Origin of the sequence: Photobacterium sp. GB-56, assembly GCF_003026105.1 — a bacterium.
GTDB lineage: Bacteria > Pseudomonadota > Gammaproteobacteria > Enterobacterales > Vibrionaceae > Photobacterium.
This window is the reverse complement of sequence record NZ_PYNW01000018.1, coordinates 35462-59412: the sequence shown is the minus strand read 5'-3', so window position 1 is coordinate 59412 and position 23951 is coordinate 35462. Positions and strand designations below refer to the sequence as shown.

The following is a 23951-nucleotide window of genomic DNA, read 5'->3' as shown; positions in this document are numbered from 1 at the left end:
AGTTACTCTCGCTTTAATTATCCTGCGGTTATTTTACCGTGTTCCACATGGAACAACTTGCCATTTTCATCAAGCATATCGGCAACTTGATCGTCACTAATAGCACTGATAAAGACTTGGGCGTTCGTTTCCTTTAATCGTTGCGCTAGCAACGCTCGCCTGTGGCTATCCAATTCGGAAGCAAAATCATCAATAAGGTAAATACATTGTTTGCCAGTCGCTTCTGTAAGATGTAAACCTTGCGCTAAGCGCAAAGCACACACCATCAATTTCAGTTGTCCACGAGACAACACGTCCTCAACAGGCGTACCGGCAACCTTTATCCGTAAATCAGCTTTATGTGGCCCACTTACGGTATAGCCGAGTTGGCAATCACGTTCAAAATTGCGCTGCAACAACTCAGCATAAGGTGTTTCTTTTTCCCAGCCTCGGTAAAAGCCGAGTTGAATATCAAATTCAGGGAGAAAAACCTGAAATATCTCTGCGGCTTTTTCTTTTACCGCAGAAATGTAATCTTTACGCCATACACTTATTTCTTCTGCCAATAAGGCAAGCTCTTGATCCCAGTAACTGAGCTCTCGATAACTGCGGGCAGTTTTTAATAAGGCATTACGTTGTTTGGTTAATCGCTTTAAGCGCGCCCATGCATTATAGAACTTAGGTTCAACATGAAACACACCCCAATCGATAAACGCTCGGCGGTATTTAGGACCGCCGATTAATAAATCAAATCCTTCAGGGGTTATCAACTGTAATGGCAAAATCTGCGCAAGTTGTGCCAATTTTTGATTGGACTCCCCTGCTATTTTAACGTCAGTTGTCCCATCACGTTTTTTGTTGATCCCAATCGGCAGCATTAACTGAGTTTGGTTATCAACTACTCGACCATGAATAAACAGCTCGGCCTGTTCATGACGGATCACTCTGCTCGTTAAGTGGCTACGGAACGAACGCCCATGACCTAAGTAATGGATAGCTTCCAATACACTGGTTTTGCCACTACCGTTAGCACCCACTAAAAAGTTAAAACCAGCAGCTAATGCTAAATCGCACGATGCAATATTACGAAAGTCGTGCACCATCAAACGAGTAAGTGCCATACCTATAGTCTGATAGGCATCACCACATACATGGCTTCATCGTTAGTGGCATCTTCAATTAACGACGGCGCATTAGCATCAGATAATGACAAACGAACTTGATCGCATTTAAGGGTGTTTAATACATCCAACACGTAGCTCACGTTAAAACCAATTTCTAAGCTATCGCCTTGGTAATCAACATCAAGAAACTCTTCCGCTTCTTCTTGCTCTGGGTTGTTTGCGGTAATACGCATCTCACCATTAGACAAGTTAACCCGCACACCACGGAATTTTTCGTTTGATAAAATCGCCGCACGAGCAAATGCATTACGCATATCTTCACAGCCAGCTTCAACAAACTTAGTGCTATTTTGTGGCATAACGCGACGATAATCAGGGAAACGTCCATCAACTAATTTAGATGTGAAGACAAAGTTGTTCACTGTCGCGCGAATATTTGAATTACCAATTTGAATGTTGACTAACGATTCGGGGTTATCAAATAGACGAACCAACTCTAATACCCCTTTACGCGGTACGATAATTTGCTTCGTTGGTAATTCATGACCTGTATCAATCGCACACACCGCCATACGGTGGCCGTCAGTTGCGACTGATCGTAAATGCTGACCATCAGTTTCAAACAACATACCATTTAAGTAGTAACGAACATCTTGGTTAGCCATTGAAAACTGCGTGCTATCAATCAACTGACGCATACGGCCTTGTTCAAGCGTAAATTCAACTTCGCTTTGCCAATCTTCAATATTTGGGAAATCAGCAGCAGGCAGTGTGGTTAATGTATAACGGCTACGGCTTGAACGAATAAGTACGCGATCACCTTCGTAACTCACCGAGATAGTGGCATTACTTGGTAAACCACGACAAATATCGAGGAACTTACGAGAAGGTACAGTAACCGTACCGGATTCATAATCCCCTTCAAGGGCAACCTTGGCGATAAGTTCAACTTCAAGATCGGTACCCGTCATCGACAAGCAACCATCTTCTACTTTCAACAAGATATTACCTAAAATAGGCAATGATGGACGACCACCAAGTGCCGCAGCAACTTGTTGTAAAGGCTTTAATAAATATTCGCGTTCGACGGTAAATTTCATATCAAGACGACAATGTTCTAATTAGGTTTGAATAATCTTCTTTAATATCGTGGCTCTCTTCACGCAGTTGCTCGATCTTACGGCAAGCATGAAGCACGGTAGTATGATCGCGACCACCAAAAGCATCACCGATCTCAGGAAGACTGTGGTTGGTCAATTCTTTTGCCAGTGCCATTGCCATCTGACGAGGACGTGCAACACTGCGAGAACGACGCTTAGACAACATATCTGCCATCTTTATTTTATAGTATTCAGCAACAGTCTTCTGAATATTATCTATCGTGACCAGCTTTTCTTGCAGTGCTAGTAAGTCACGCAATGCTTCACGAACAAAATCAATCGTGATCGCACGACCAGTGAAGTTTGCATTGGCAATAACACGGTTCAATGCCCCTTCTAATTCGCGGACATTTGAACGAAGACGCTTAGCAATAAAGAACGCCACTTCATCAGCCAGACGAATATTATGATCTTCCGCCTTCTTCATTAAAATAGCAACGCGTGTTTCAAGCTCTGGCGGCTCAATTGCCACCGTTAAACCCCAACCAAAACGTGATTTTAATCGATCCTCAACCCCGTTAATTTCACGCGGGTAACGATCTGAAGTCAAAATGATTTGCTGATTACCTTCTAATAACGCATTAAAGGTATGGAAGAACTCTTCTTGAGAACGCTCTTTATTAGCAAAGAATTGAATATCATCAATCAATAATGCATCAACGCTACGGTAATAACGTTTAAACTCTTCAATCGCATTATTTTGTAAGGCTTTGACCATATCCTGCACAAAACGTTCTGAATGCATGTAAACCACTTTGGCGTTCGGTTTACGGTTAGCAATCGCATTACCGACCGCATGCAATAGGTGCGTTTTACCTAACCCGGTACCGCCATATAAAAACAATGGATTATACGCCGCTCCCGGATTATCAGATACCTGACGACACGCCGCTAAACCTAACTGGTTAGATTTACCTTCAACAAAATTATTAAAATTATGTTTTGGGTTGACGTTAGAACGGTATCCACCTGGCGATTCATTTTGCACCGGAGAAGGCGCAGACGCTGGCTCATGGTGGACGGCTGGTTGAGGTTCTACTTCAGGTTTTGATTTTGGCAAAGTAAAAACAGGAGGCGCAACTGGCTGCGGCGGTGCTGCAACAGGTTTGCTCCCAACTTCAAAATGCAGGCTCGGTGCATCTGCACCACAAAACTCATTAAGTAGACGATTGATGTTATTAAGATATTTATCGCGAACCCAATCTAATACAAATCGATTAGGAGCAAATAATGTCAAAGTATGATCATTTAATTCAGCCTGAAGCGGACGTAGCCACATACTGAATTCTGTCGCAGGGAGTTCTTCTTGAAGGCGTTGAAGGCACTGCAACCATAGCGAAGATGACAAGGTAGACTCCACACTGAATAAACAAAACATAAAAGGAAGATAATTTTATACTCGCTGAACAAGGATCACCAGTAAAGAGATCGCAGATCCAGTGAATAAGATCGAACTTATGCACATAGATCGCACAACAAGATGTAAGATCAGCACAAATTAACCCACCATTACCCACAGCTATATTAACACAGCTAGCACAAAGATAAGTCTTTCATTCCCCGTTTAATGCTATTTTTACTTAAGAATGACCATTTTATCATCGCCAATTATCATCCACAGGGAAAAGTTTTCATTGTGGGTAACCTTTTCTATCAATTTCCTCGCTCAGACATACAAAAAAGACATGATGACACACGGTAATATGCTAGCAATTAAACAAATAGTTATTTCAGATAGCTGTTAATTATTATTTAGTGCCAAGGCAGAATTGATTACGCACATAAAACACGACGAATAAAAGGTAAATATCGAATGAAAAATGGGATTACACCGACCATGGTTGCCATAACGCTGGTTGCATGTTCTACCACCAGCGTTATGGCAGAAACTATGGTAAAAGTCGGTATGTCAGGACGTCATTTCCCTTTTACATTTGTTAGTAACAACAAATTACAGGGATTTGAAGTCGACCTATGGCATGAGATAAGTCAACGTAATGACTATAAGGTTAAATTTGTTATCGCAAGTTTCTCTGGATTGTTTGGACAATGATAAACAGGGCGTATTGATACTATTTCAACCAAAGGGTTTGATAACGGCTTACCTCAGATCATGCCAAGCTTGGTCGGGCTAGATGCATTTAGCGCAGCCGTGATGAGTCTTAGCCTGCATTATGCCGCTTACATGTCTGAAAGTATTCGTGCTGCAATTATAATAGGGGGTGATCGAAACCAACGCTTATCCAGCAGCACTCTTAGGCGGTTAACAACAACGTATAAGCATTGGTCAAGCAATGGCATTAGACGCTGAATGATTGTTACTTGATGAGCCAACATCAGTGTTGGATCCCCCTATGGGTAAATGAGGTATTAAGCTTGATCAAACAATTAGCGCAACAACAGCAAACCATGTTGATCAGTACTCATAAATTACAGTTTTCCCGTGAAGTCGCCGATAGCGTGATCTTCATCGCTGACGGCGAATTTGTCGAGCAAGGACCACCACACCAGATCTTCAGTCAACCTAAGGATCTACGGCCACAAGCGTTCTGAACACAAATTGAGATCCAATAAGGATCCTTGAACTTCGGCTAATAAAAAGTATAATGCAGCGCCCGTTGCCAGTTACACGTATATTTATTGACTCTTTGTTAGTCAGTGATTACAATTCCGCCTCTTTGTTAGAGGTGTTTGACTAATTTAAGTCAAAGACTGGTAACACACTTAAAAACTGATCAGTTAATTTAAGGTAACAAAATGTCTAAACGTACTTTCCAACCAACTGTTCTTAAGCGTAAGCGTACTCACGGTTTCCGTGCTCGCATGGCTACTAAGAACGGTCGTGCAACAATCAATGCACGTCGCGCTAAAGGCCGTAAGCGTCTTTCTAAGTAATCATCGACGATTATTTTGAAGAACTACGCTTTTTCTCGGGAGTTACGCTTGTTAACTCCCGAACATTATAAAACTGTCTTCCAGCAAGCTCATCGTGCTGGCTCTCCTCACTTAACTATTCTTGCCCGTTCTAACGAACTAAACTGCCCCCGTCTTGGTCTGGCTGTTCCAAAAAAACAGATTAAAACTGCTGTAGATAGAAATCGCTTTAAACGCATTGTGCGTGAAAGTTTTCGTCTGAAACAACATCAGCTTCCAGCAAAAGACTTCGTAGTGATTGCAAAGAAATCAGCTAACGAGTTGAGCAACGAAGAACTCTTCAAGTTGTTAGATAAGTTATGGCATCGCCTGTCTCGCCCTTCGCGTGGCTAGTCGTTGGACTAGTCCGCTTTTACCAAATGGCAATCAGTCCTCTCCTTGGGCCACGATGTCGTTTCACTCCGACCTGCTCTCAATATGCGATCGAAGCTGTAAAAACGCATGGAGCGCTAAAAGGTTGTTGGTTAGCGGCGAAACGTCTATTAAAATGTCATCCTTTAAATGACGGTGGTTACGACCCCGTTCCGCCTACTAAGCATAACGACAGAGAACATTAACTATGGGTTCCCAACGTAATATTCTGTTAATTGCCCTACTTTTTGTCTCATTCTTATTATTTCAACAATGGAATGCTGACAAAACCCCTAAGCCTCAAAGCCAAGGTGTAGCGCAACAATCGACACAAAACAGTGATATCCCGTCACATTCTGCTGAAGGTCAGCCTCTAACTGATCAAACTAGCTCACAAAACTTAATTACCATAAAAACGAATGTACTGGAATTAACAGTCGATACGCTTGGTGGTGATGTAGTTGATGCTAAGCTGCTAAAATACAACAACACACTCGATTCAAAAGACCCGTTTGTACTGCTTAATGATACAGATGGTCATGAATACATTGCACAATCAGGTTTAATCGGCCCGAATGGTGCTGATTCTCAACAAGGTGGCCGTGCGCAATACAGCGTAACAGCAAAAGACTTTGTAATGGGTCCTGATCAAAATGAATTACGTGTACCGATGACATTTACTAAAGATGGCATCAATTACACTAAAACATTTGTTCTTAAGCGTAATGATTACGCTGTTAACGTTGATTACACCGTTGCGAACAACACTGATAAAGCAGCAAGCGTGCAGATGTATGCACAGCTTCGTCATAAGCTAAGTGATTCAGGCGGTAGCCTAACTATGCCTACTTACCTTGGTGGCGCATATTCTGCAAACGATACTAAGTACAAGAAATACAGTTTCGACGACATGAAGGAGAAGAACCTTGATGTTGCTGCGAACGAAGGTTGGGTTGCTATCATGCAACACTACTTTGTTTCTGCTTGGATCCCACGCGATGGCGCAGATCAAACGTCTCAAGTTTACTCTACAACTAGCAACGGTAACGGCTATATTGGTGTACGCATGCCAATCGAAACAATTGCACCTGGTAAGAGTAAAGAAATCAAAGCAACACTTTGGGTCGGTCCTAAGCTACAAAACGAAATGGCTGCAACGGCGAAGAACCTTAACCTAACAGTTGATTACGGTTGGTTATGGTTCATTGCTAGCCCGCTACACAAGCTGTTATCATTTATCCATAGCCTTGTGGGTAACTGGGGTATTGCAATCATCATCCTAACGTTTATCGTTCGTGGTGCGATGTATCCACTAACAAAAGCGCAATACACGTCGATGGCTAAAATGCGTATGCTTCAGCCTAAGATCCAAGCAATGCGCGAGCGTCTAGGTGATGACCGTCAACGTCAAAGCCAAGAGATGATGGAACTGTACAAGAAAGAGAAAGTTAACCCACTGGGTGGCTGTCTTCCTATCTTACTACAGATGCCAATCTTCATTGCACTGTACTGGGCATTAATGGAATCGGTTGAATTGCGTCACGCGCCATTCTTCGGTTGGATCCATGACTTGTCAGCACAAGACCCGTACTACGTGCTACCTATCTTAATGGGTATCACTATGTTCTTTATCCAGAAGATGAGTCCGTCAACAGTGACAGACCCTATGCAGCAGAAGATCATGACCTTTATGCCGGTTATGTTTACTTTCTTCTTCCTGTTCTTCCCTTCAGGTCTAGTACTTTACTGGTTAGTGTCAAACATCGTTACACTGATCCAGCAAACGATTATTTTCCGTGCCCTTGAGAAAAAAGGCTTACACAGCAGTAAAAAAGCGAAGTAATCTTCTCTAGCACTAAAAAGGCGACCCTCGGGTCGCCTTTTTTATTTGCATTACTCGGACTTTAGTACGAATATTATTGGTTAAAATTTAATCTTTCTATGGCAGAGCCCGGCACGACATTATGAATCCAGATTTAAATACAGCAGCACTCCCTGATTACGGTTGGTCATCATTTATCGCCACTCCCTTACATGAACTTCTTGCATTCATTCATGGCATCGTGGGTAACTGGGGCGTCGCTATCATTATTCTAACGTTGATTGTCCGTGGCTTAATGTATCCACTAACTAAAGCGCAATACACATCAATGGCTAAGATGCGTATGCTGCAACCGAAAATCCAAGCGATGCGTGAGCGTTTCGGCGACGACCGCCAACGTCAAAGCCAAGAGATGATGGCGCTGTACAAGAAAGAGAAAGTTAACCCATTGGGTGGCTGCTTACCTTTGCTAATACAAATGCCCATTTTTATTGCGCTTTATACCGTATTGAATCTATCTACAGAGCTGCGTAACGCGCCCTTTTTTGGGTGGATCCAAAACTTATCAGCGCAAGACCCATACTATGTACTGCCGATTTTAATGGGTATCACTATGTTCTTTATCCAAAAGAATAACCCCTCTACCGTCACTGATCCCATGCAAAAGAAAATCATGACGTTTATGCCAGTAATATTCACGGTTTTCTTCTTGTACTTCCCTGCTGGACTTGTGCTGTACTGGTTAACCTCCAATATTGTCACCTTGATCCAACAAACCATTATTTTCCGTAAATTAGAACAGCAGGGCTTACATAGTCGAAAAAAGACGAAGTAAGAGAATATTTGCACTGAGGTGGCTTTTTAGCCACCTTTTTTATTTGCCTAATTAGGTGTTACACGCAACACTAGTTTACAATTCCCCTGTTTTTATCAAGCAAAGCCAAGATTATGAATCAACACATCGATACTATCGTCGCTCAAGCGACACCGCCGGGTCGTGGTGGCGTCGGCATCATCCGCGTTTCAGGTCCTAAAGCCAAAGAGGTTGCGCTTGCTGTTGCAGGTCGCGAACTGAAAACGCGTTACGCTGAATACCTTCCTTTTAAAAATGAAGATGGCACCGCACTGGATCAAGGCATCGCCCTCTTTTTTAAAGGCCCTAACTCATTTACTGGCGAAGATGTGTTGGAACTCCAAGGTCATGGTGGCCCTGTACTGATGGATATGATGATCCGTCGTATCTTAAAAATTGACGGGATCCGTGCTGCACGTCCTGGTGAGTTCTCAGAGCGCGCCTTTATGAACGATAAGCTCGATTTAGCGCAAGCAGAAGCGATTGCCGACTTAATTGATGCAAGCTCTGAAGAAGCGGCAAAGAGTGCGTTTAAATCACTGCAAGGGGCATTCTCAACCAAAGTAAATGAACTGGTTGAAGCCTTGATCCATTTACGTATTTTTGTAGAAGCAGCAATTGATTTCCCAGAAGAAGAAATTGATTTTCTTTCTGATGGTAAAGTCGGTGGTGATTTAAATGGCATTATCGAGCGCTTAAATGCAGTACGTAAAGAAGCCAACCAAGGCGCAATTATGCGTGAAGGCATGAAAGTCGTCATTGCGGGTCGCCCTAATGCAGGTAAATCTAGCCTGTTGAATGCTCTATCTGGTAAAGATAGCGCGATTGTGACAGATATTGCAGGTACGACTCGTGACGTATTGCGTGAGCATATCCACATTGATGGCATGCCACTGCACATTATTGATACCGCAGGTTTGCGTGAAGCCTCTGATGAAGTAGAGCGCATTGGTATTGAACGTGCGTGGGATGAAATTGAGCATGCTGATCGCGTTCTGTTTATGGTTGATAGCACCACGACAGATGCGACCGATCCCAAAGAGATCTGGCCTGATTTCATTGAACGTCTGCCGGCTGATATGGGTTTAACTGTGATTCGTAACAAAGCAGAGCTTACCGGTGAACAAGCGGGTATCTGTCATGCCAATAATCCAACCTTAATTCGATTATCAGCACGTACAGGCGATGGCGTAGATGCCCTACGTGAACACCTAAAACAATGTATGGGTTTCTCTGGCACCACTGAAGGCGGCTTTATGGCTCGCCGTCGTCACTTAGATGCCCTAGAGCGTGCCGCTGAGCACCTCGATATTGGTAAAGAGCAGCTTGAAGGCTTTATGGCAGGTGAAATTCTTGCTGAAGAGTTACGTCTTGCTCAACAACACTTAAGTGAGATCACCGGTGAATTTACATCGGATGATTTACTCGGTCGTATCTTTACCTCGTTCTGTATTGGTAAGTAAATACTAACCATTGATAACAGAAACAAGAAAACGTCATATATCTTTGATATATGACGTTTTTTATTATTTTTTATCTTCACTTTTCGGCGCTTTAGGATAATTAATACTGATATATTCTGGCTCTTCAATACCCGCTTGTTGGTTTAATACTCGGGTCAATGCAAAATAGTAGTTCACTAACAAGTTAGTAAAGCGCGGTAAGGTCTCTGGTACATTTTTACCCGAAGCGTCCACTAACACTAATTGACGAACCACTTTCTTCGCTAAACTTCGACATTGATGCAACAGCACAACCGAACCAACACCACGAGGCAAAACAAAGCGTTTATTGTTATCCGTCACCTGATCTCGGAAATGGTGGTAATCCGATTTGAGTTTCTCGATATCAGTTTCAAAAATCCCACATTTTCCCCGAATAGAACCATTGAGATGGAACAGATGTGGCTGTAACCATGCTAATGATTGGCGGATCTCCCCCTCTTCAAGTTGAGATAATGCCAGCCCTGTATAGGTGCATAATTCATCGGTTAGAATTTCAAAATCACACAGGGGGGAGTCTTCAAATATAAAGGGATAAGCCAGCTCATCAATATCACCTGAGAACTTTAATGTCATTGGTACCACCTTAAGATAACGAATCCTGCGATATTAACAGAGTGATACACGACTGTAATTGACAGCATAATCAAAATCGCTAACTATGACGCCACCTTTAGTTCGCCCAAGGAAGAGCGACAAGCAGCCTTTATCATGCTTTCGATGACTATTATGCGCCAATTTTTTCATGCTTTTTCACTGTGTACCATATTACTACTCAGCAGCCCAAGTAATGCTGAACAAGCAACAACCTACCCGCTTACAGTAATGGATGCGACTCAAAAAATGGTCTCTCTCAACAACCCACCATTGCGTGTATCATCAAAAAGTATGTTCAGTGATCAGGTATTAATTGAATTACTACCAGCTCATCAAATCACAAGCTTAAGTCGATTAAGTAACGATCCGACTTACTCTTTGATCGCTAATAAATTACCGCCAACAATCCCACTATTGGATCTGAATATTGAACGCACTATCGCTAACCAACCTGATTTACTGATTGCAGCCAATTGGAGCGACCAACAAAAAGTGAATATCCTGCGTCAAGCAGGTATCAATGTTTTTGTATTTAATACCGTATATACATTAGCTGATATTGAAAAAAACATTCTCATGTTAGGTAAATTAGTTAATCAAAACCAACGCGCTCAGCAGTTAGTCGAGACGATGGATCGTAAATTAAAACAACACGTCATCATTCCCAAGCACCGACTTACCGCCGTTGAATACACCCCATGGGGCGCATCAAGCAACCGCCAATCAACCATTAATACCATTTTTGAGCAAGCAGGCTTAATCAATGCCATTGCTGCAACCCAAGGGGATAAATACGGTCAAGTACCACTGGCAAAAGAGCAGTTATTACTTATCAATCCTGATGTCATTATTGTTCCTGGAACCTGTGGTAAAGATACCAATGATAGCAGTAACACCTTTCGTCAGGAGTTATTAAACGATCCTTCACTACAACAATTAAACGCCATAAAACACCACAAAGTGATCTGTTTGCCTCAAGCACTACGTTCAACAGATAGCCAGTATATTGTTGATGCCATTATCTATTTAAACCATCGCGTTTATGGTAAACCTCATGCCTAAATTAGCAACTTCCTATCAGTGGTTACTGACGAGCGTCATCTTTATTATTACTGTTATAGCGTATCTCAGCTTAGGCTCTGTCTCTATCCCAATAACAGATATCACAGGTCTGCTACATACTTATCTCGTCCAAGGTAGCCACGCAGCAGCGGAGCAATATCCACTCGCCAATGCTATCGTGCTCCATATTCGCCTCCCCCGTGCTTGTGCCGCCATATTAGCGGGTGGTGCATTAGCCCTTGCTGGTGCTTGTAGCCAAGGATTATTTAAAAACCCCTTGGCCAGCCCTGATATTTTAGGGATCAGTGCCGGTAGCAGCTTTGCTGCTGTTATCGCCATCGTCACAGGGATCAGTGCCACAGCTATAGGTTGGCTACCTCTTTTCACGACTATTGGCGCACTTACTAGCGCTTTATTGGTGTATATGCTCGCGGCTAAATCTCACCAACAAGGACTATTTATTATCTTGGCAGGTCTCGCAGTATCAAGCTTGCTAGGAGGCTTAACCATGGGCGTATTACTGACTGCACAACAATATGAGATCAGCGAGTTTGTCTTCTGGACAATGGGAGGATTAGACTCTCGCATCTGGCAACAGTTGCTATGGCCCACACCGATCATTGTTATTGCAGCAATCGTGCTGTTACGCCATGGCCAAGTTTTAAACTTGCTGGCTTTAGGTGAACAAAATGCCCATGGTATGGGCGTTAATGTCAGGCGCAGCCGATTCACATTACTGGTATTAACCACCGTACTCACCGCAATGGCTATTGCGGTAGCAGGCCCGATTGGCTTTATCGGCTTAATCGTACCGCATTTGGTTCGCCTTCTTTTAGGACCAGATAATCGACGGTTACTGCCATTTTCAGCTATTTTCGGCGCTTTATTTTTATTACTGTGCGATCTTCTAGCGCGAACCGTGATCGCTCCCAATGAATTGAAAACAGGGATCATTACCGCCGTGATTGGTGGCATTTATTTTATTGCCCTATTGATCCGTAGTCAGTACCAAGGGATAGCCCAATGAATACGATCATTCAAGCCAAACACCTTTCTTTTCAGCAAGGAAACAAGCCGTTATTAACCGATATCAATTTCACAATTGGCGCAGGTGAACTGGTTGGGATTATTGGTCCAAATGGTGCAGGAAAAAGTACATTATTAAAGTGTTTAGCGGGCTATTTGACGCCGTCATCTGGCGAGATATTTCTCAAAGAAAAACGACTTTCCAGTTATCGTCACCAACAACGTGCACAGCACATGAGTTATCTCCCCCAACATACAGAGCCAGCGTTCGCTTTTTTAGTCAAAGATGTAATTGATTACGGCCGCTATAGCCACAACAACCCAATAAGTGACAAAGAGTTTAATAGAATCATCCATCAATTAAACATTGAAAAACTATTAAATCAACCACTTAATCAACTATCGGGAGGAGAACAACAACGTGTACACTTTGCTCGTCTATTACTTCAAAACGCTGATTGTATGTTACTGGACGAGCCCACAGCCAGCCTAGATATCGGCCATGAATCTGAGTTAATGAATATCCTCGCAGCGCAATGCCAACAAGGCAAAACGGCGCTGGTGGCAATTCACAACCTCAATACTGCACTTGAGTTCTGCGATCAGTTATTACTTTTACAGCAGGGTGAATTAATTGCCTTTAATACCCCAGATAACGTATTAACTCCTTCTCGATTACATCAGTTATACCAAGATAACATCACGATTTGTCGCCACCCAACATCCGATAAACTTTATCTGACGCCACGAAGAAAATAGATCCTTTCTTTCATCATAAAACGATAGGATCGACCTGTTTGTTATGATCATAAGCCTGTGATTAAAATATCAAGATCGTGTGGGTAAGATCATTAGTGATATATTATCCACAACAGTATGATCTCCAATCTAAGATCATCTATCTACTTTATAACTCGACCTTTTCTTATAAAGTACCCACATATTTTCCTCTTAATTAAGACTTAATTTGCTGGTGGATATCAGTTAGCCATAGATAAGTGAATAAAATGGCGATAACCTACAGCAAAGAATATCTAATTGATGATAAAAATCATCGAAATTAACAATCAACACGAGCTAGATCTTTGCTAATTCAAAGGCTCTAGCTTTTTCTATCTATATAAAGGATAACTATGAGCTCACTTAGCCTTATTACCGGTAGTACTTTAGGTGGCGCTGAATATGTCGCCGATCATTTAGCAGAATTGCTCGAAGATAATGGCCACCAAGCTGAAGTCATCAATCAAGCAGAGTTTTCAGAGCTCGATCAAGACACTATCTGGCTAATCATTTGCTCAACTCACGGTGCTGGCGACTATCCTGATAACTTTTTGCCATTTGTAGAGCAACTCACTCAACAACAACCCACACTGAGCGGTGTTAAATTTGCTGTCATTGGGCTTGGTGATAGTAATTACGATACCTTCTGTGCGGCAGGTAAGAAAATAGAAGGATTATTACTTTCTTTAGGTGCAAACCAGATCGGTGAACGTCTTGATATTGATGTTTCAGAGACACCAGTGCCTGAAGAGCCTGCTGAAGCATGGTTTAATAACTGGAAAAACTTAATTACTGATTAAAAAACCATCAATAGTTACTCAGTTTCCAGCTTATTTCGATCTTTTTTCTGTGGATAACTATAGATCTAAACGGTGATCAACCCATAGTTATCCATTTAATAACTTATATGACTTCCTCCCCCTGTGCATAAGTGGCTTTTTTGATCCCAGCCTATACACGATCAGATCCAAGCTCCTGCACAAGAAATGATCCTTCTTAAATACATGATCATTAGGATCATTTGTCGGTTATCCACACGATCGTACGATCCTAATAGTAGATCTAATAGAAGATCTCTTTAAAAAGATCTTATATATATTTAAAGAGCGTAATTAAACTGATCAAATGATCTTGATGAAATATTCTCTCTTGCACAGAAAAAGGATAGAATGTCCGCCCTTTGCTCGAGTTAACTCACTGGCTATTTAAATACCTGAGGAAGTTCCATGTTTTACCAGGAAAAATTTGATGTCATCGTTGTGGGTGGTGGTCATGCAGGCACAGAAGCCGCATTGGCAGCAGCCCGAATGGGACAAAAAACCTTACTGTTGACCCATAATATCGATACGTTGGGCCAAATGTCGTGCAACCCAGCTATTGGCGGGATCGGGAAAGGACACCTGGTTAAAGAAGTTGATGCCCTTGGTGGATTAATGGCGCAAGCCATTGATAAAGGTGGTATTCAATTTCGTACACTGAACTCATCGAAAGGTCCTGCAGTACGTGCGACTCGTGCTCAAGCAGACCGCGCATTATACAAAGCAGCTGTTCGTAACGTATTAGAAAACCAAGAAAATCTAATGATTTTCCAACAAGCCGTCACTGATTTAATTGTTGAAAATCACCGTGCTGTTGGTGTTGTAACGGAAATGGGCTTAAAGTTTCACGCCAAAGCCGTTGTGTTAACTGTTGGTACTTTCCTTGGTGGTAAGATCCACATTGGTATGGAAAACTACAGTGGCGGACGTACTGGTGATCCTGCATCGAATGCCCTCGCGGATCGTCTACGCGAATTACCATTACGTGTTGATCGCTTAAAAACAGGTACTCCTCCACGTATTGATGCGCGCAGTGTTGATTTCAGTGTGCTTGAAGAGCAGCACGGTGATAACCCGACACCAACATTTTCATTTATGGGTAAGTCGTCGGATCATCCACGTCAAATCCCATGTTTTATTACTTACACCAATGAACGCACACATGAAGTGATCCGCAATAATTTGGATCGTAGCCCAATGTATGCCGGTGTTATTGAAGGAATTGGTCCACGTTACTGTCCTTCGATTGAAGATAAAGTGATGCGTTTTGCAGATAAAAATAGTCACCAGATCTTCATTGAGCCGGAAGGCTTAACGACAAATGAATTATATCCAAACGGGATCTCCACCAGCTTACCGTTTGATGTACAAATGCAAATTGTTCGTTCAATGAAAGGCTTTGAGAACGCAACCATTATGCGTCCAGGTTATGCGATTGAATATGATTTCTTTGACCCTCGCGATCTAAAACAAACCTTCGAAAACAAATATATCGATGGTCTGTTCTTTGCAGGACAAATTAACGGTACGACAGGTTACGAAGAAGCGGCAGCACAAGGCTTAATGGCGGGTATGAACGCCGCGCTTCAAGTTCAAGATAAAGAAGGCTGGAGTCCTCGTCGTGATCAAGCATACATGGGCGTATTGATTGATGATCTATCAACGATTGGTACTAAAGAACCATACCGTATGTTTACTTCTCGTGCCGAATACCGCTTATTGCTTCGTGAAGACAATGCTGATTTACGCTTAACCCCAATGGGTCATGAGTTTGGTTTAGTTGATGATGCTCGCTGGTCTCGTTTCAATCAAAAAATTGAAAATATGGAACTTGAACGTCAACGTCTGAAAGATATTTGGATCAATCCAAAATCGGATCATGTTGATGAATTAAACAAAATTCTTAAAGCGCCGATCGCTCGTGAAGCGAGTGGTGAAGATCTTCTTCGTCGTCCTGAAGTGACTTACGAACAACTGACAAGCATCGAAACATTTGCACCAGCGCTTGACGATATTGAAGCGCGTGAGCAAGTTGAGATCCAGGTGAAATACCAAGGTTATATTGATCGTCAGCGTGATGAAGTTGAAAAATCCCTGCGTCATGAAACTACTAAGCTGCCATTTGATATTGATTACAGCAATGTTAAAGGCCTATCGAATGAAGTAGTGGTAAAACTTAATGATGCAAAACCTGAATCAATTGGTATGGCATCACGTATTTCAGGTATTACCCCTGCTGCGATTTCGCTGTTATTGGTTTATTTGAAAAAACACGGCTTATTAAAAAAAGGCGAATAAGGGCTAAACAATGAAACAACGATTAGTACAACTTATCGCCCAAACTGAACTGCAGGTCACAGAACAGCAACTTGACCAGCTGATCGGTTATGTAGAACTGCTGCACAAATGGAATAAAGCGTATAATCTGACGTCAGTCCGTGATCCTAACGAAATGTTAGTTAAACATATTATGGATAGTATTGTCGTCAGCCAGTATTTAGATGGCGCTAGTTACATTGATGTTGGAACAGGACCGGGACTGCCAGGTATTCCGTTGGCGATTATGTGTCCTGATAAATCATTTACCTTGTTAGATAGCTTAGGTAAACGCATCCGTTTTATTCGCCAAGTGATCCATGAGCTAAAAATTACCAATGTGACGCCAGTACAAAGTCGCGTTGAAGAGTTTGAAGCCGGTGATGGCTTTGATGCAGTGTTAAGTCGTGCGTTTGCTTCAATGGCCGATATGGTTAACTGGTGCCACCATCTACCAAAATCAGGTGGTCAGTTCCTCGCATTGAAAGGCCAATATAACGAGCAAGAAGCGGCAGAACTGCCAGAATGGTGCTCAGTTATAGAAGTGAAATCTTTACAGGTTCCTGATTTAGAAGGTGAGCGTCATCTAGTAGTCTTGACGGCAAAGGATTAATTGTTGAGGTTTTCTTGTGGGAAGAATCATAGCGGTAGCAAATCAAAAAGGTGGTGTGGGTAAAACCACCACCTGTGTAAATTTAGCAGCATCCTTGGCTGCAACCCAACGTAAAGTATTAGTGGTTGATCTTGATCCACAAGGTAATGCAACCATGGCCAGTGGGGTTGATAAATACCAAGTTGATGCCACCGCTTATGATCTTTTGGTCGAGGAAACGCCATTTAATGACGTTGTTATAAAAGAAACGACGGGGGGCTATCATTTGATAGCCGCTAATGGTGATGTCACTGCTGCTGAAATAAAGTTGATGGAAGTGTTTGCCCGTGAAGTGCGTCTACGTACTGCACTTGCCAAGGTTCGTGATGACTACGACTATATTTTTATTGACTGTCCCCCTTCGCTAAACTTACTCACCATTAATGCTATGACAGCGGCGGATTCCGTATTAGTGCCGATGCAATGTGAGTATTTTGCTCTTGAAGGCTTAACAGCATTAATGGATACCATTAGCAAGTTAACAGCGGTGGTGAATAGTGAACTTAAAATAGAAGGTTTACTGCGCACCATGTTTGATCCTCGGAATAGATTAGCTAACGAAGTCTCTCAACAGCTGAAAAAACACTTTGGTGACAAAGTCTATCGTACCGTTATTCCACGCAATGTCCGTTTAGCAGAAGCGCCAAGCCATGGTCGTCCTGCGATGTATTACGATAAGTATTCTAGTGGCGCTAAAGCCTATTTAGCGCTGGCGGGTGAAATGATTCGTCGTGATGAATTAGCATTACAAACGGTGACTTCTGAGGACGCATAAGGCTTTTCATGAATTTTAATAAACGTGGTTTAGGCAAAGGCCTTGATGCCTTGCTTTCTACCAGTGCAGTCGCACAAGCTAAGCAACAAACCCATCAACAAACAGCACTTTCGACTTCAAACAATGACAGTGAATTACGGGACCTTGCGATTGAACTGCTGCAATCGGGTCAGTTCCAGCCGCGTAAATCGATGGCTGATGATACGCTTGCGGAGCTTGCTGAATCGATTCAAGCCCAAGGGATCATTCAACCTATTGTTGTTCGACGTTTAGCTGATCAACGTTTTGAAATTATTGCCGGTGAGCGTCGTTGGCAAGCGGCTAAAATCGCAGGATTAACGACGGTGCCTTGTTTGGTTAAAAGCGTTGATGATCGCGCGACAATTGCTATTGCGTTGATTGAAAATATTCAACGTGAAGATCTCAATGTAATAGAAGAAGCGGTGGCTTTAGCACGACTACAGCAAGAGTTTTCACTGACTCACCAGCAAATTGCTGAAGCGGTCGGGAAATCACGTGCTGCCGTCTCTAACTTATTGCGTTTAAACCAGTTAAGCGAGCCTGTTAAACAATTAGTGGAGCAGAAAAAACTCGAAATGGGTCATGCAAGGGCTTTATTATCCTTAGATGAAACACAACAGTTAGCTGTAGCACAAAAAATTGTCAATAATTTGTTAACTGTACGTGAAACTGAAAAACTGGTTAAAACACTTTTAAATCCATCAATACCTAAAGTGCCTGCATCACAAAGTGAACATGTTGTTTTATTACAAAACAGGCTAACTGAGCAATTAGGCACTAAGGTGGCGATTAATCAAACTAAAAGTGGCAAAGGAAAAATCGTTATTAACTTTGAACAGCAAGACAAGTTAGAGCAAATTCTTGCAATTCTCGATAATAAAATGTGATGTTAGAGCTGCAATTTTTGTTAAAAAAATAACATCATCGTGATCAAGTTAGAGTGTTGTAAAATCTAACTGTTTTTTTTGCTGCTATTTGATTGCAATCAATCTAATGAGCCGTATAATTTTCGCTGTTTTCCCAAGCACGGATTGTGTAAAGGAATGGACTCGAGGAACGAATACATGGTATCGACGCTAGCTAAACCGGGACGCCAACTGGCAAAACGGTTGCTGTTACTACAATCTGGCGTCGTGATAGCAACGGCATTAACGGCAGTTTTTGCTGTCAATGTTGACTGGGGAATCTCTGCATTGATTGGCGGTGGCATCTTTGTTATTGCCAATACTGTCTTCGCGATGTGTGCCTTCATGTTTAGTGGTGCTAGGAATGCACGGCTAGTCATGGCGTCATTTTATGGCGGAGAAGTGCTTAAAATTCTTATCACAGTCATCCTTTTTGCCATTGCTTACCTGTATATGGGAGTGGAACTTGTTCCTCTCAAACTAACCTATTTGCTGGCCCTTGGTATTAATATTTTTGGACCGGTTTTATTCATTAACAACAACAAATAGGATGAGTTATGGCTGCGCAAGGTGAAGCGCTAACGTCTGCAAGTTATATCACTCACCACTTGACCAACTTATCAACCGATAAATTGGGCTTAGTGAGTGAAGGTAGCTTTTGGGCGGTAAACATAGATAGCCTTATCTTCTCTGTTTTGACCGGTTTAGCTTTTCTATGGCTATTTCGTTCAGTAGCGAAGAAGGCATCATCAGGAGTTCCAAGTAAAGTACAATGTTTTGTTGAAATGGTTGTTGAATTCGTTGATACCAACGTCAAAGATACTTTCCATGGCCGCAATCCACTTGTAGCTCCGTTAGCACTAACTATTTTCTGCTGGATTTTACTGATGAATATCATGGACCTTGTGCCTATTGATTTCATTCCGTATGCCGCACAAAGTATCGGGATCCCTTATATGAAAGTGGTTCCAAGTGCTGACGTTAACATCACCATGGCAATGGCGCTAGGCGTGTTCGCATTGATGATTTACTACAGCATCAAAGTGAAAGGTCTTGTCGGTTTTGCTAAAGAACTGGCTCTTCACCCGTTCAATCACCCTATCATGATCCCGTTTAACCTTCTTCTTGAAGTGGTATCGCTATTAGCGAAGCCTATTTCACTAGGTATGCGTTTATTCGGTAACATGTTTGCAGGTGAGGTGGTGTTTATCCTAATCGCGGCACTAATGCCGTGGTGGGCTCAATGGCTAGGCTCGGTACCGTGGGCTATTTTCCACATTCTGGTCATTACAATTCAAGCTTTCGTATTCATGATGTTAACTATCGTGTACCTGTCTCAGGCACATGAAGACAATCATTAACGATTTTTTGTAACATTTTTTATTATATTGGCGTTTTGCCGACAACTATAAACTGGAGATAGTGATGGAAACTTTACTAAGCTTTTCTGCAATTGCCGTGGGCATCATTGTAGGTCTTGCTTCCCTTGGTACAGCGATCGGCTTCGCACTTCTAGGTGGTAAATTCCTTGAGGGTGCTGCACGTCAACCTGAAATGGCTCCAATGCTTCAAGTTAAGATGTTCATCATCGCTGGTCTACTTGATGCGGTACCAATGATCGGTATCGTAATCGCGCTGCTATTCACATTCGCAAACCCATTTGTTGGTCAGCTAGCTGGTTAATAAATCGTAATGTCAGCTTGTTTCAAGCTGACATTAAGTAGCAAATGGACTCTAGCAACCCTTTTAAAGGAGATGCGTTGTGAATATGAATGCAACTTTGCTGGGTCAAGCTATCGCTTTCTTCCTCTTCGTGGTGTTCTGCATGAAATATGTATGGCCACCGATTATGGAAGCGATTGAAGAACGTCAGAAAAAAATTGCTGACGGCTTGGCTGCCGCAGATCGCGCAGCTAAAGACCTTGACCTTGCACAAGCGAATGCTTCTGATCAACTAAAAGAAGCGAAACGCGCTGCGAGCGAGTTGATCGAGCAAGCAAACAAGCGTAAAGCTCAAATTATCGATGAAGCGAAAACGGAAGCACAAACTGAGCGTGAGAAAATCCTTGCGCAAGGTATGGCTGAAATTGAAGCGGAACGTAATCGTGCTCGTGATGAGTTAAGAAAACAAGTTGCAACTCTAGCTGTGATTGGTGCTGAGAAGATCATTGAGCGCTCCATTGATGTGGATGCTCAAGCCGATATTCTTAACAAAGTCACTGCAGAACTGTAATTAAAGGGGCAAGCATATGTCACAAATGACTACAATCGCACGCCCCTACGCTAAAGCAGCTTTTGACTTTGCGGTCGAGACGAACCAACTAGCTCAGTGGGCAGAAATGCTGAACTTTGCCAGTGAAGTAGCAAAAAATGACACTATGCAGGATGTACTGGATAGCGGATTTGCTGCGGATAAGCTAACTGAAATTTTTGTTTCAGTATGCGGTGAGCAACTCGATGAATTCGGTCAAAACCTTCTAAAGGTGATGGCTGAAAATGGACGCCTTAAGGCGCTACCTGATGTCTGTGATGAATTCATGCTGATGAAACATGAGCATGAGCACACCATCGAAGCGACAGTAATTTCTGCTATTGCTTTAGATGATAATCAACTAGATGCCATTAGCGTGAAACTTGAGCAGCGTTTAGCGCGTAAAGTTATGCTGACTTGCAGTGTAGACGAGACCCTGATTGCCGGGGTTGTAATTAGAGCTGGAGACCTTGTTATCGATAACTCTGTACGGGGCAAATTGAACCGTCTGAGCGATACTTTGCAGTCTTGATTTGGGGAATTGGAGCATGCAACTTAATTCCACGGAAATTAGCGCACTGATCAAACAACGTATTGAAAACTTCAACGTTGTAAGTGAAGCGCGTAACGAAGGTACTATCGTTTCTGTAAGCGACGGTATTATTCGTATCCATGGCCTTGCTGACGTAATGCAAGGTGAAATGATTGAACTACCAGGCGGACTATTCGCACTAGCACTTAACCTTGAGCGTGACTCGGTAGGTGCAGTTGTAATGGGCCCTTATGCTTCTCTACAGGAAGGCATGAAGGTAACCGGTACTGGTCGTATTCTTGAAGTACCTGTAGGTCCTGCGCTACTTGGTCGTGTTGTAAACACACTAGGTCAGCCTATCGATGGTAAAGGTCCAATTGAAACAGAGACATTCTCTCCTGTTGAAGTAATTGCACCGGGTGTAATCGATCGTAAATCTGTTGATCAACCAGTACAAACTGGTTACAAAGCAGTTGACTCAATGATCCCAATCGGCCGTGGTCAGCGTGAGCTTATCATCGGTGACCGTCAGACTGGTAAAACAGCGATGGCTATCGATGCCATCATCAACCAGAAAAATTCTGGTATCTACTCTGTGTATGTGGCTATTGGCCAGAAAGCTTCAACTATCGCTAACGTAGTTCGTAAGCTGGAAGAGCACGGCGCACTGGAAAACACTATCGTAGTTGTAGCATCAGCATCAGAAGCTGCTGCGCTACAATACCTAGCACCATACTCTGGTTGTGCGATGGGCGAATACTTCCGTGACCGCGGCGAAGATGCACTGATCGTATACGATGACCTGTCTAAGCAGGCTGTTGCTTACCGTCAAATCTCACTATTGCTTAAGCGTCCACCAGGCCGTGAAGCATTCCCTGGTGATGTTTTCTACCTTCACTCGCGTCTTCTAGAGCGTGCTTCTCGTGTAAGCGAGCACTATGTTGAGAAATTCACTAATGGTGAAGTGAAAGGTCAAACCGGATCGCTAACGGCACTACCGATTATCGAAACCCAAGCGGGTGACGTATCGGCATTCGTACCGACTAACGTTATCTCTATCACCGATGGTCAGATCTTCCTACAAACAGAGCTATTCAACGCTGGTATTCGCCCTGCTGTTGACCCAGGTATCTCTGTATCGCGTGTAGGTGGTGCTGCCCAAACCAAGATCATCAAGAAACTGTCGGGTGGTATTCGTACCGCACTTGCACAGTACCGTGAACTTGCAGCGTTTGCACAGTTCTCGTCTGACCTTGATGACGCCACTAAGAAACAGCTAGATCATGGTCAGAAAGTAACTGAACTGATGAAGCAAAAACAATACGCGCCAATGTCTGTATTTGAGCAAGCGGTTGTTATCTTTGCAGCTGAAAAAGGCTACTTGAATGATGTTGAGCTAACTAAGCTTGCTGATTTCGAAGCAGCGTTACTTTCTTACGCGAAAGGTCAGTTTGCTGAGCTTGTAGCTCAGATAGATGAAACGGGTGCTTACAACGATGAAATCGCTGCGCAGTTTGCAAAACTGCTAGAAGATTTCAAAGCGACCCAGACTTGGTAATTGGTTGGTGATCGCTTGCGATCACCTTCTAACGGAGAGTAACGATGGCCGGCGCAAAAGAGATTCGTAACAAGATCGGTAGTGTTAAAAACACGCAAAAGATCACTAAAGCGATGGAAATGGTGGCTGCTTCTAAAATGCGTAAAACGCAGGAAGCAATGGAGTCATCACGTCCATACGCACAAACTATGCGCAAAGTGATCGGTCATATCGCCCTTGGTAGCCTCGAGTATAAGCATCCTTATCTTGAAGAGCGTGAAGCCAAGCGCGTTGGTTACATCATTGTTTCAACTGACCGTGGTTTGTGTGGTGGCTTGAACATTAACTTGTTCAAAAAAGCGATCACCGATATTAAAACATGGTCAGATAAAGGTGCCGATGTTGATTTAGCGCTAATTGGAGCTAAAGCAACAGCATTCTTTAATAGCTACGGCGGTAACGTAGCAGCTCAAGTATCAGGCCTTGGTGACACGCCAAGTGTTGATGAGTTGATTGGTACTGTTGGCGTAATGCTGAAGAAATATGATGAAGGCCAACTGGATCGTCTGTATGTGGTTTACAACCAGTTTGTAAATACCATGGTACAGCAACCAGTGATTGATCAATTGTTGCCTTTGCCTAAGTCAGAAGACGAAGAAATGCAGCGCAACCATTCTTGGGATTATATTTATGAGCCCGAGCCTAAACCGCTACTAGATACCCTATTGGTTCGCTATGCCGAATCACAAGTGTACCAAGGTGTGGTTGAGAACCTTGCCAGTGAGCAAGCGGCACGAATGGTAGCGATGAAAGCTGCAACAGATAATGCAGGGGATCTGATTGATGAACTGCAACTTGTGTACAACAAAGCCCGTCAGGCTGCGATCACACAAGAACTGTCAGAAATCGTTTCTGGCGCATCTGCTGTTTAAGGCAAAGAATTAATAAGTTTAG

General features: G+C 42.8%; 25 protein-coding genes and 3 pseudogenes. 24 read left to right on the top strand and 4 right to left on the bottom strand.

All coding sequences use genetic code 11. The features are described 5' to 3' along the window. Positions 1 to 17: 17 nt before the first annotated feature. From recF to dnaA, 3 genes are read right to left on the bottom strand one after another with little or no spacing between them, the layout of a single operon-like run. Entirely contained in the window at positions 18 to 1100 is a 1083-nt protein-coding gene (gene recF, locus C9J42_RS18590) for a DNA replication/repair protein RecF (RefSeq protein ID WP_107247615.1), read from the bottom strand. Positions 1101 to 1102: 2 nt separating this feature from the next. After that, positions 1103 to 2203 carry a DNA polymerase III subunit beta gene (dnaN, locus tag C9J42_RS18585; protein WP_107261420.1) on the bottom strand — a complete coding sequence of 367 codons (1101 nt, stop codon included), beginning with the start codon at positions 2201 to 2203 and terminating at the stop codon, positions 1103 to 1105. Position 2204: 1 nt separating this feature from the next. Continuing rightward, the gene (dnaA, locus tag C9J42_RS18580) at positions 2205 to 3611 is read right to left on the bottom strand and encodes a chromosomal replication initiator protein DnaA (protein WP_107208098.1); all 1407 of its coding nucleotides are present in this window, start codon (positions 3609 to 3611) and stop codon (positions 2205 to 2207) included. 465 nt (positions 3612 to 4076) lie between these two features. Between dnaA and C9J42_RS18575 the strand changes: the two are divergent. The 9 genes and pseudogenes from C9J42_RS18575 to mnmE form a co-directional block, all read left to right on the top strand. Beyond that, positions 4077 to 4310, top strand: a pseudogene (locus C9J42_RS18575) (transporter substrate-binding domain-containing protein); the annotation flags it as partial. 51 nt (positions 4311 to 4361) lie between these two features. Beyond that, a pseudogene (locus tag C9J42_RS21750) lies at positions 4362 to 4535 on the top strand (amino acid ABC transporter permease); the annotation flags it as partial. Between the two features lie 53 nt (positions 4536 to 4588). Next, the gene (locus tag C9J42_RS18565; RefSeq protein WP_233219387.1) at positions 4589 to 4816 is read left to right on the top strand and encodes a hypothetical protein; all 228 of its coding nucleotides are present in this window, start codon (positions 4589 to 4591) and stop codon (positions 4814 to 4816) included. A gap of 204 nt (positions 4817 to 5020) precedes the next feature. Further along, positions 5021 to 5158 (top strand): 50S ribosomal protein L34, encoded by a 138-nt coding sequence (gene rpmH, locus C9J42_RS18560; protein ID WP_005372258.1) that lies wholly within the window; start codon positions 5021 to 5023, stop codon positions 5156 to 5158. A gap of 15 nt (positions 5159 to 5173) precedes the next feature. Continuing rightward, positions 5174 to 5530, top strand: coding sequence for a ribonuclease P protein component (gene rnpA, locus C9J42_RS18555; RefSeq protein WP_005372259.1), 357 nt, complete (start codon positions 5174 to 5176; stop codon positions 5528 to 5530). Beyond that, complete coding sequence (yidD, locus tag C9J42_RS18550; RefSeq protein ID WP_083784444.1) at positions 5497 to 5754, top strand: membrane protein insertion efficiency factor YidD; 258 nt, start codon at positions 5497 to 5499, stop codon at positions 5752 to 5754. Before rnpA ends, yidD begins: the two co-directional genes overlap by 34 nt. A gap of 2 nt (positions 5755 to 5756) precedes the next feature. Continuing rightward, entirely contained in the window at positions 5757 to 7391 is a 1635-nt protein-coding gene (yidC, locus tag C9J42_RS18545; protein WP_107208097.1) for a membrane protein insertase YidC, read from the top strand. A gap of 151 nt (positions 7392 to 7542) precedes the next feature. Beyond that, positions 7543 to 8205: pseudogene (gene yidC, locus C9J42_RS18540) on the top strand (membrane protein insertase YidC); the annotation flags it as partial. Positions 8206 to 8318: 113 nt separating this feature from the next. Continuing rightward, positions 8319 to 9686 carry a tRNA uridine-5-carboxymethylaminomethyl(34) synthesis GTPase MnmE gene (gene mnmE / locus C9J42_RS18535; protein ID WP_107208095.1) on the top strand — a complete coding sequence of 456 codons (1368 nt, stop codon included), beginning with the start codon at positions 8319 to 8321 and terminating at the stop codon, positions 9684 to 9686. 63 nt (positions 9687 to 9749) lie between these two features. On the opposite strand, the gene C9J42_RS18530 is transcribed toward mnmE, so the two are convergent. Then, on the bottom strand, positions 9750 to 10301 hold the full coding sequence (locus tag C9J42_RS18530) for a cobalamin adenosyltransferase (protein WP_107208094.1): 552 nt from the start codon (positions 10299 to 10301) through the stop codon (positions 9750 to 9752). A 135-nt stretch (positions 10302 to 10436) separates the two neighbouring features. Here C9J42_RS18530 and C9J42_RS18525 point away from each other — a divergent pair, with 135 nt between their 5' ends. From C9J42_RS18525 to atpG, 15 genes are all read left to right on the top strand, one after another. Continuing rightward, positions 10437 to 11384, top strand: a complete 948-nt coding sequence (locus C9J42_RS18525) for an ABC transporter substrate-binding protein (RefSeq protein WP_233217797.1) — start codon at positions 10437 to 10439, stop codon at positions 11382 to 11384. Further along, positions 11377 to 12411, top strand: a complete 1035-nt coding sequence (locus C9J42_RS18520) for an iron ABC transporter permease (protein ID WP_107208092.1) — start codon at positions 11377 to 11379, stop codon at positions 12409 to 12411. Before C9J42_RS18525 ends, C9J42_RS18520 begins: the two co-directional genes overlap by 8 nt. Then, on the top strand, positions 12408 to 13169 hold the full coding sequence (locus C9J42_RS18515; protein WP_107287981.1) for an ABC transporter ATP-binding protein: 762 nt from the start codon (positions 12408 to 12410) through the stop codon (positions 13167 to 13169). The genes C9J42_RS18520 and C9J42_RS18515 overlap by 4 nt, the downstream gene beginning before the upstream one ends. Before the next feature lie 374 nt (positions 13170 to 13543). Beyond that, the gene (gene mioC, locus C9J42_RS18510) at positions 13544 to 13990 is read left to right on the top strand and encodes an FMN-binding protein MioC (protein WP_107208090.1); all 447 of its coding nucleotides are present in this window, start codon (positions 13544 to 13546) and stop codon (positions 13988 to 13990) included. A 426-nt stretch (positions 13991 to 14416) separates the two neighbouring features. Further along, positions 14417 to 16306, top strand: a complete 1890-nt coding sequence (gene mnmG / locus C9J42_RS18505; RefSeq protein ID WP_107287980.1) for a tRNA uridine-5-carboxymethylaminomethyl(34) synthesis enzyme MnmG — start codon at positions 14417 to 14419, stop codon at positions 16304 to 16306. Between the two features lie 10 nt (positions 16307 to 16316). After that, on the top strand, positions 16317 to 16937 hold the full coding sequence (rsmG, locus tag C9J42_RS18500) for a 16S rRNA (guanine(527)-N(7))-methyltransferase RsmG (protein ID WP_045153763.1): 621 nt from the start codon (positions 16317 to 16319) through the stop codon (positions 16935 to 16937). 16 nt (positions 16938 to 16953) lie between these two features. Beyond that, positions 16954 to 17751 carry a ParA family protein gene (locus tag C9J42_RS18495; RefSeq protein ID WP_105061258.1) on the top strand — a complete coding sequence of 266 codons (798 nt, stop codon included), beginning with the start codon at positions 16954 to 16956 and terminating at the stop codon, positions 17749 to 17751. Between the two features lie 8 nt (positions 17752 to 17759). Continuing rightward, positions 17760 to 18659 (top strand): ParB/RepB/Spo0J family partition protein, encoded by a 900-nt coding sequence (locus C9J42_RS18490; RefSeq protein ID WP_107208087.1) that lies wholly within the window; start codon positions 17760 to 17762, stop codon positions 18657 to 18659. Between the two features lie 177 nt (positions 18660 to 18836). Continuing rightward, positions 18837 to 19226, top strand: coding sequence for a F0F1 ATP synthase subunit I (locus C9J42_RS18485; protein ID WP_107208086.1), 390 nt, complete (start codon positions 18837 to 18839; stop codon positions 19224 to 19226). Positions 19227 to 19234: 8 nt separating this feature from the next. Continuing rightward, a complete protein-coding gene (gene atpB, locus C9J42_RS18480; RefSeq protein WP_107208085.1) occupies positions 19235 to 20038 on the top strand; it encodes a F0F1 ATP synthase subunit A in 804 nt (267 codons plus the stop codon). A 64-nt stretch (positions 20039 to 20102) separates the two neighbouring features. Next, complete coding sequence (gene atpE / locus C9J42_RS18475; protein WP_005372317.1) at positions 20103 to 20360, top strand: F0F1 ATP synthase subunit C; 258 nt, start codon at positions 20103 to 20105, stop codon at positions 20358 to 20360. 79 nt (positions 20361 to 20439) lie between these two features. Beyond that, a complete protein-coding gene (atpF, locus tag C9J42_RS18470) occupies positions 20440 to 20910 on the top strand; it encodes a F0F1 ATP synthase subunit B (RefSeq protein WP_005372318.1) in 471 nt (156 codons plus the stop codon). Between the two features lie 16 nt (positions 20911 to 20926). Next, the gene (gene atpH, locus C9J42_RS18465) at positions 20927 to 21460 is read left to right on the top strand and encodes a F0F1 ATP synthase subunit delta (RefSeq protein ID WP_045130846.1); all 534 of its coding nucleotides are present in this window, start codon (positions 20927 to 20929) and stop codon (positions 21458 to 21460) included. 16 nt (positions 21461 to 21476) lie between these two features. Then, positions 21477 to 23018: a F0F1 ATP synthase subunit alpha gene (atpA, locus tag C9J42_RS18460; protein ID WP_005372324.1), complete on the top strand. Its 1542-nt coding sequence runs from the start codon at positions 21477 to 21479 to the stop codon at positions 23016 to 23018. Positions 23019 to 23062: 44 nt separating this feature from the next. After that, the gene (gene atpG, locus C9J42_RS18455; RefSeq protein WP_005372328.1) at positions 23063 to 23929 is read left to right on the top strand and encodes a F0F1 ATP synthase subunit gamma; all 867 of its coding nucleotides are present in this window, start codon (positions 23063 to 23065) and stop codon (positions 23927 to 23929) included. Positions 23930 to 23951 lie beyond the last annotated feature (22 nt).

Excerpts from the sequence above, each read along its gene's own strand:
- mnmE (WP_107208095.1), top strand. The coding sequence starts at position 8,319 with ATGAATCAACACATCGATACTATCGTCGCTCAAGCGACACCGCCGGGT.
- atpE (WP_005372317.1), top strand. The coding sequence starts at position 20,103 with ATGGAAACTTTACTAAGCTTTTCTGCAATTGCCGTGGGCATCATTGTA.
- C9J42_RS18520 (WP_107208092.1), top strand. The coding sequence starts at position 11,377 with ATGCCTAAATTAGCAACTTCCTATCAGTGGTTACTGACGAGCGTCATC.
- mnmG (WP_107287980.1), top strand. The coding sequence starts at position 14,417 with ATGTTTTACCAGGAAAAATTTGATGTCATCGTTGTGGGTGGTGGTCAT.
- C9J42_RS18485 (WP_107208086.1), top strand. The coding sequence starts at position 18,837 with ATGGTATCGACGCTAGCTAAACCGGGACGCCAACTGGCAAAACGGTTG.
- C9J42_RS18530 (WP_107208094.1), bottom strand. The coding sequence starts at position 10,301 with ATGACATTAAAGTTCTCAGGTGATATTGATGAGCTGGCTTATCCCTTT.
- dnaN (WP_107261420.1), bottom strand. The coding sequence starts at position 2,203 with ATGAAATTTACCGTCGAACGCGAATATTTATTAAAGCCTTTACAACAA.
- rpmH (WP_005372258.1), top strand. The coding sequence starts at position 5,021 with ATGTCTAAACGTACTTTCCAACCAACTGTTCTTAAGCGTAAGCGTACT.
- atpH (WP_045130846.1), top strand. The coding sequence starts at position 20,927 with ATGTCACAAATGACTACAATCGCACGCCCCTACGCTAAAGCAGCTTTT.
- C9J42_RS18490 (WP_107208087.1), top strand. The coding sequence starts at position 17,760 with ATGAATTTTAATAAACGTGGTTTAGGCAAAGGCCTTGATGCCTTGCTT.
- atpA (WP_005372324.1), top strand. The coding sequence starts at position 21,477 with ATGCAACTTAATTCCACGGAAATTAGCGCACTGATCAAACAACGTATT.
- recF (WP_107247615.1), bottom strand. The coding sequence starts at position 1,100 with ATGGCACTTACTCGTTTGATGGTGCACGACTTTCGTAATATTGCATCG.
- mioC (WP_107208090.1), top strand. The coding sequence starts at position 13,544 with ATGAGCTCACTTAGCCTTATTACCGGTAGTACTTTAGGTGGCGCTGAA.
- rsmG (WP_045153763.1), top strand. The coding sequence starts at position 16,317 with ATGAAACAACGATTAGTACAACTTATCGCCCAAACTGAACTGCAGGTC.
- atpG (WP_005372328.1), top strand. The coding sequence starts at position 23,063 with ATGGCCGGCGCAAAAGAGATTCGTAACAAGATCGGTAGTGTTAAAAAC.
- atpB (WP_107208085.1), top strand. The coding sequence starts at position 19,235 with ATGGCTGCGCAAGGTGAAGCGCTAACGTCTGCAAGTTATATCACTCAC.
- C9J42_RS18525 (WP_233217797.1), top strand. The coding sequence starts at position 10,437 with ATGCTTTCGATGACTATTATGCGCCAATTTTTTCATGCTTTTTCACTG.
- C9J42_RS18565 (WP_233219387.1), top strand. The coding sequence starts at position 4,589 with ATGAGCCAACATCAGTGTTGGATCCCCCTATGGGTAAATGAGGTATTA.
- yidD (WP_083784444.1), top strand. The coding sequence starts at position 5,497 with ATGGCATCGCCTGTCTCGCCCTTCGCGTGGCTAGTCGTTGGACTAGTC.
- C9J42_RS18515 (WP_107287981.1), top strand. The coding sequence starts at position 12,408 with ATGAATACGATCATTCAAGCCAAACACCTTTCTTTTCAGCAAGGAAAC.
- yidC (WP_107208097.1), top strand. The coding sequence starts at position 5,757 with ATGGGTTCCCAACGTAATATTCTGTTAATTGCCCTACTTTTTGTCTCA.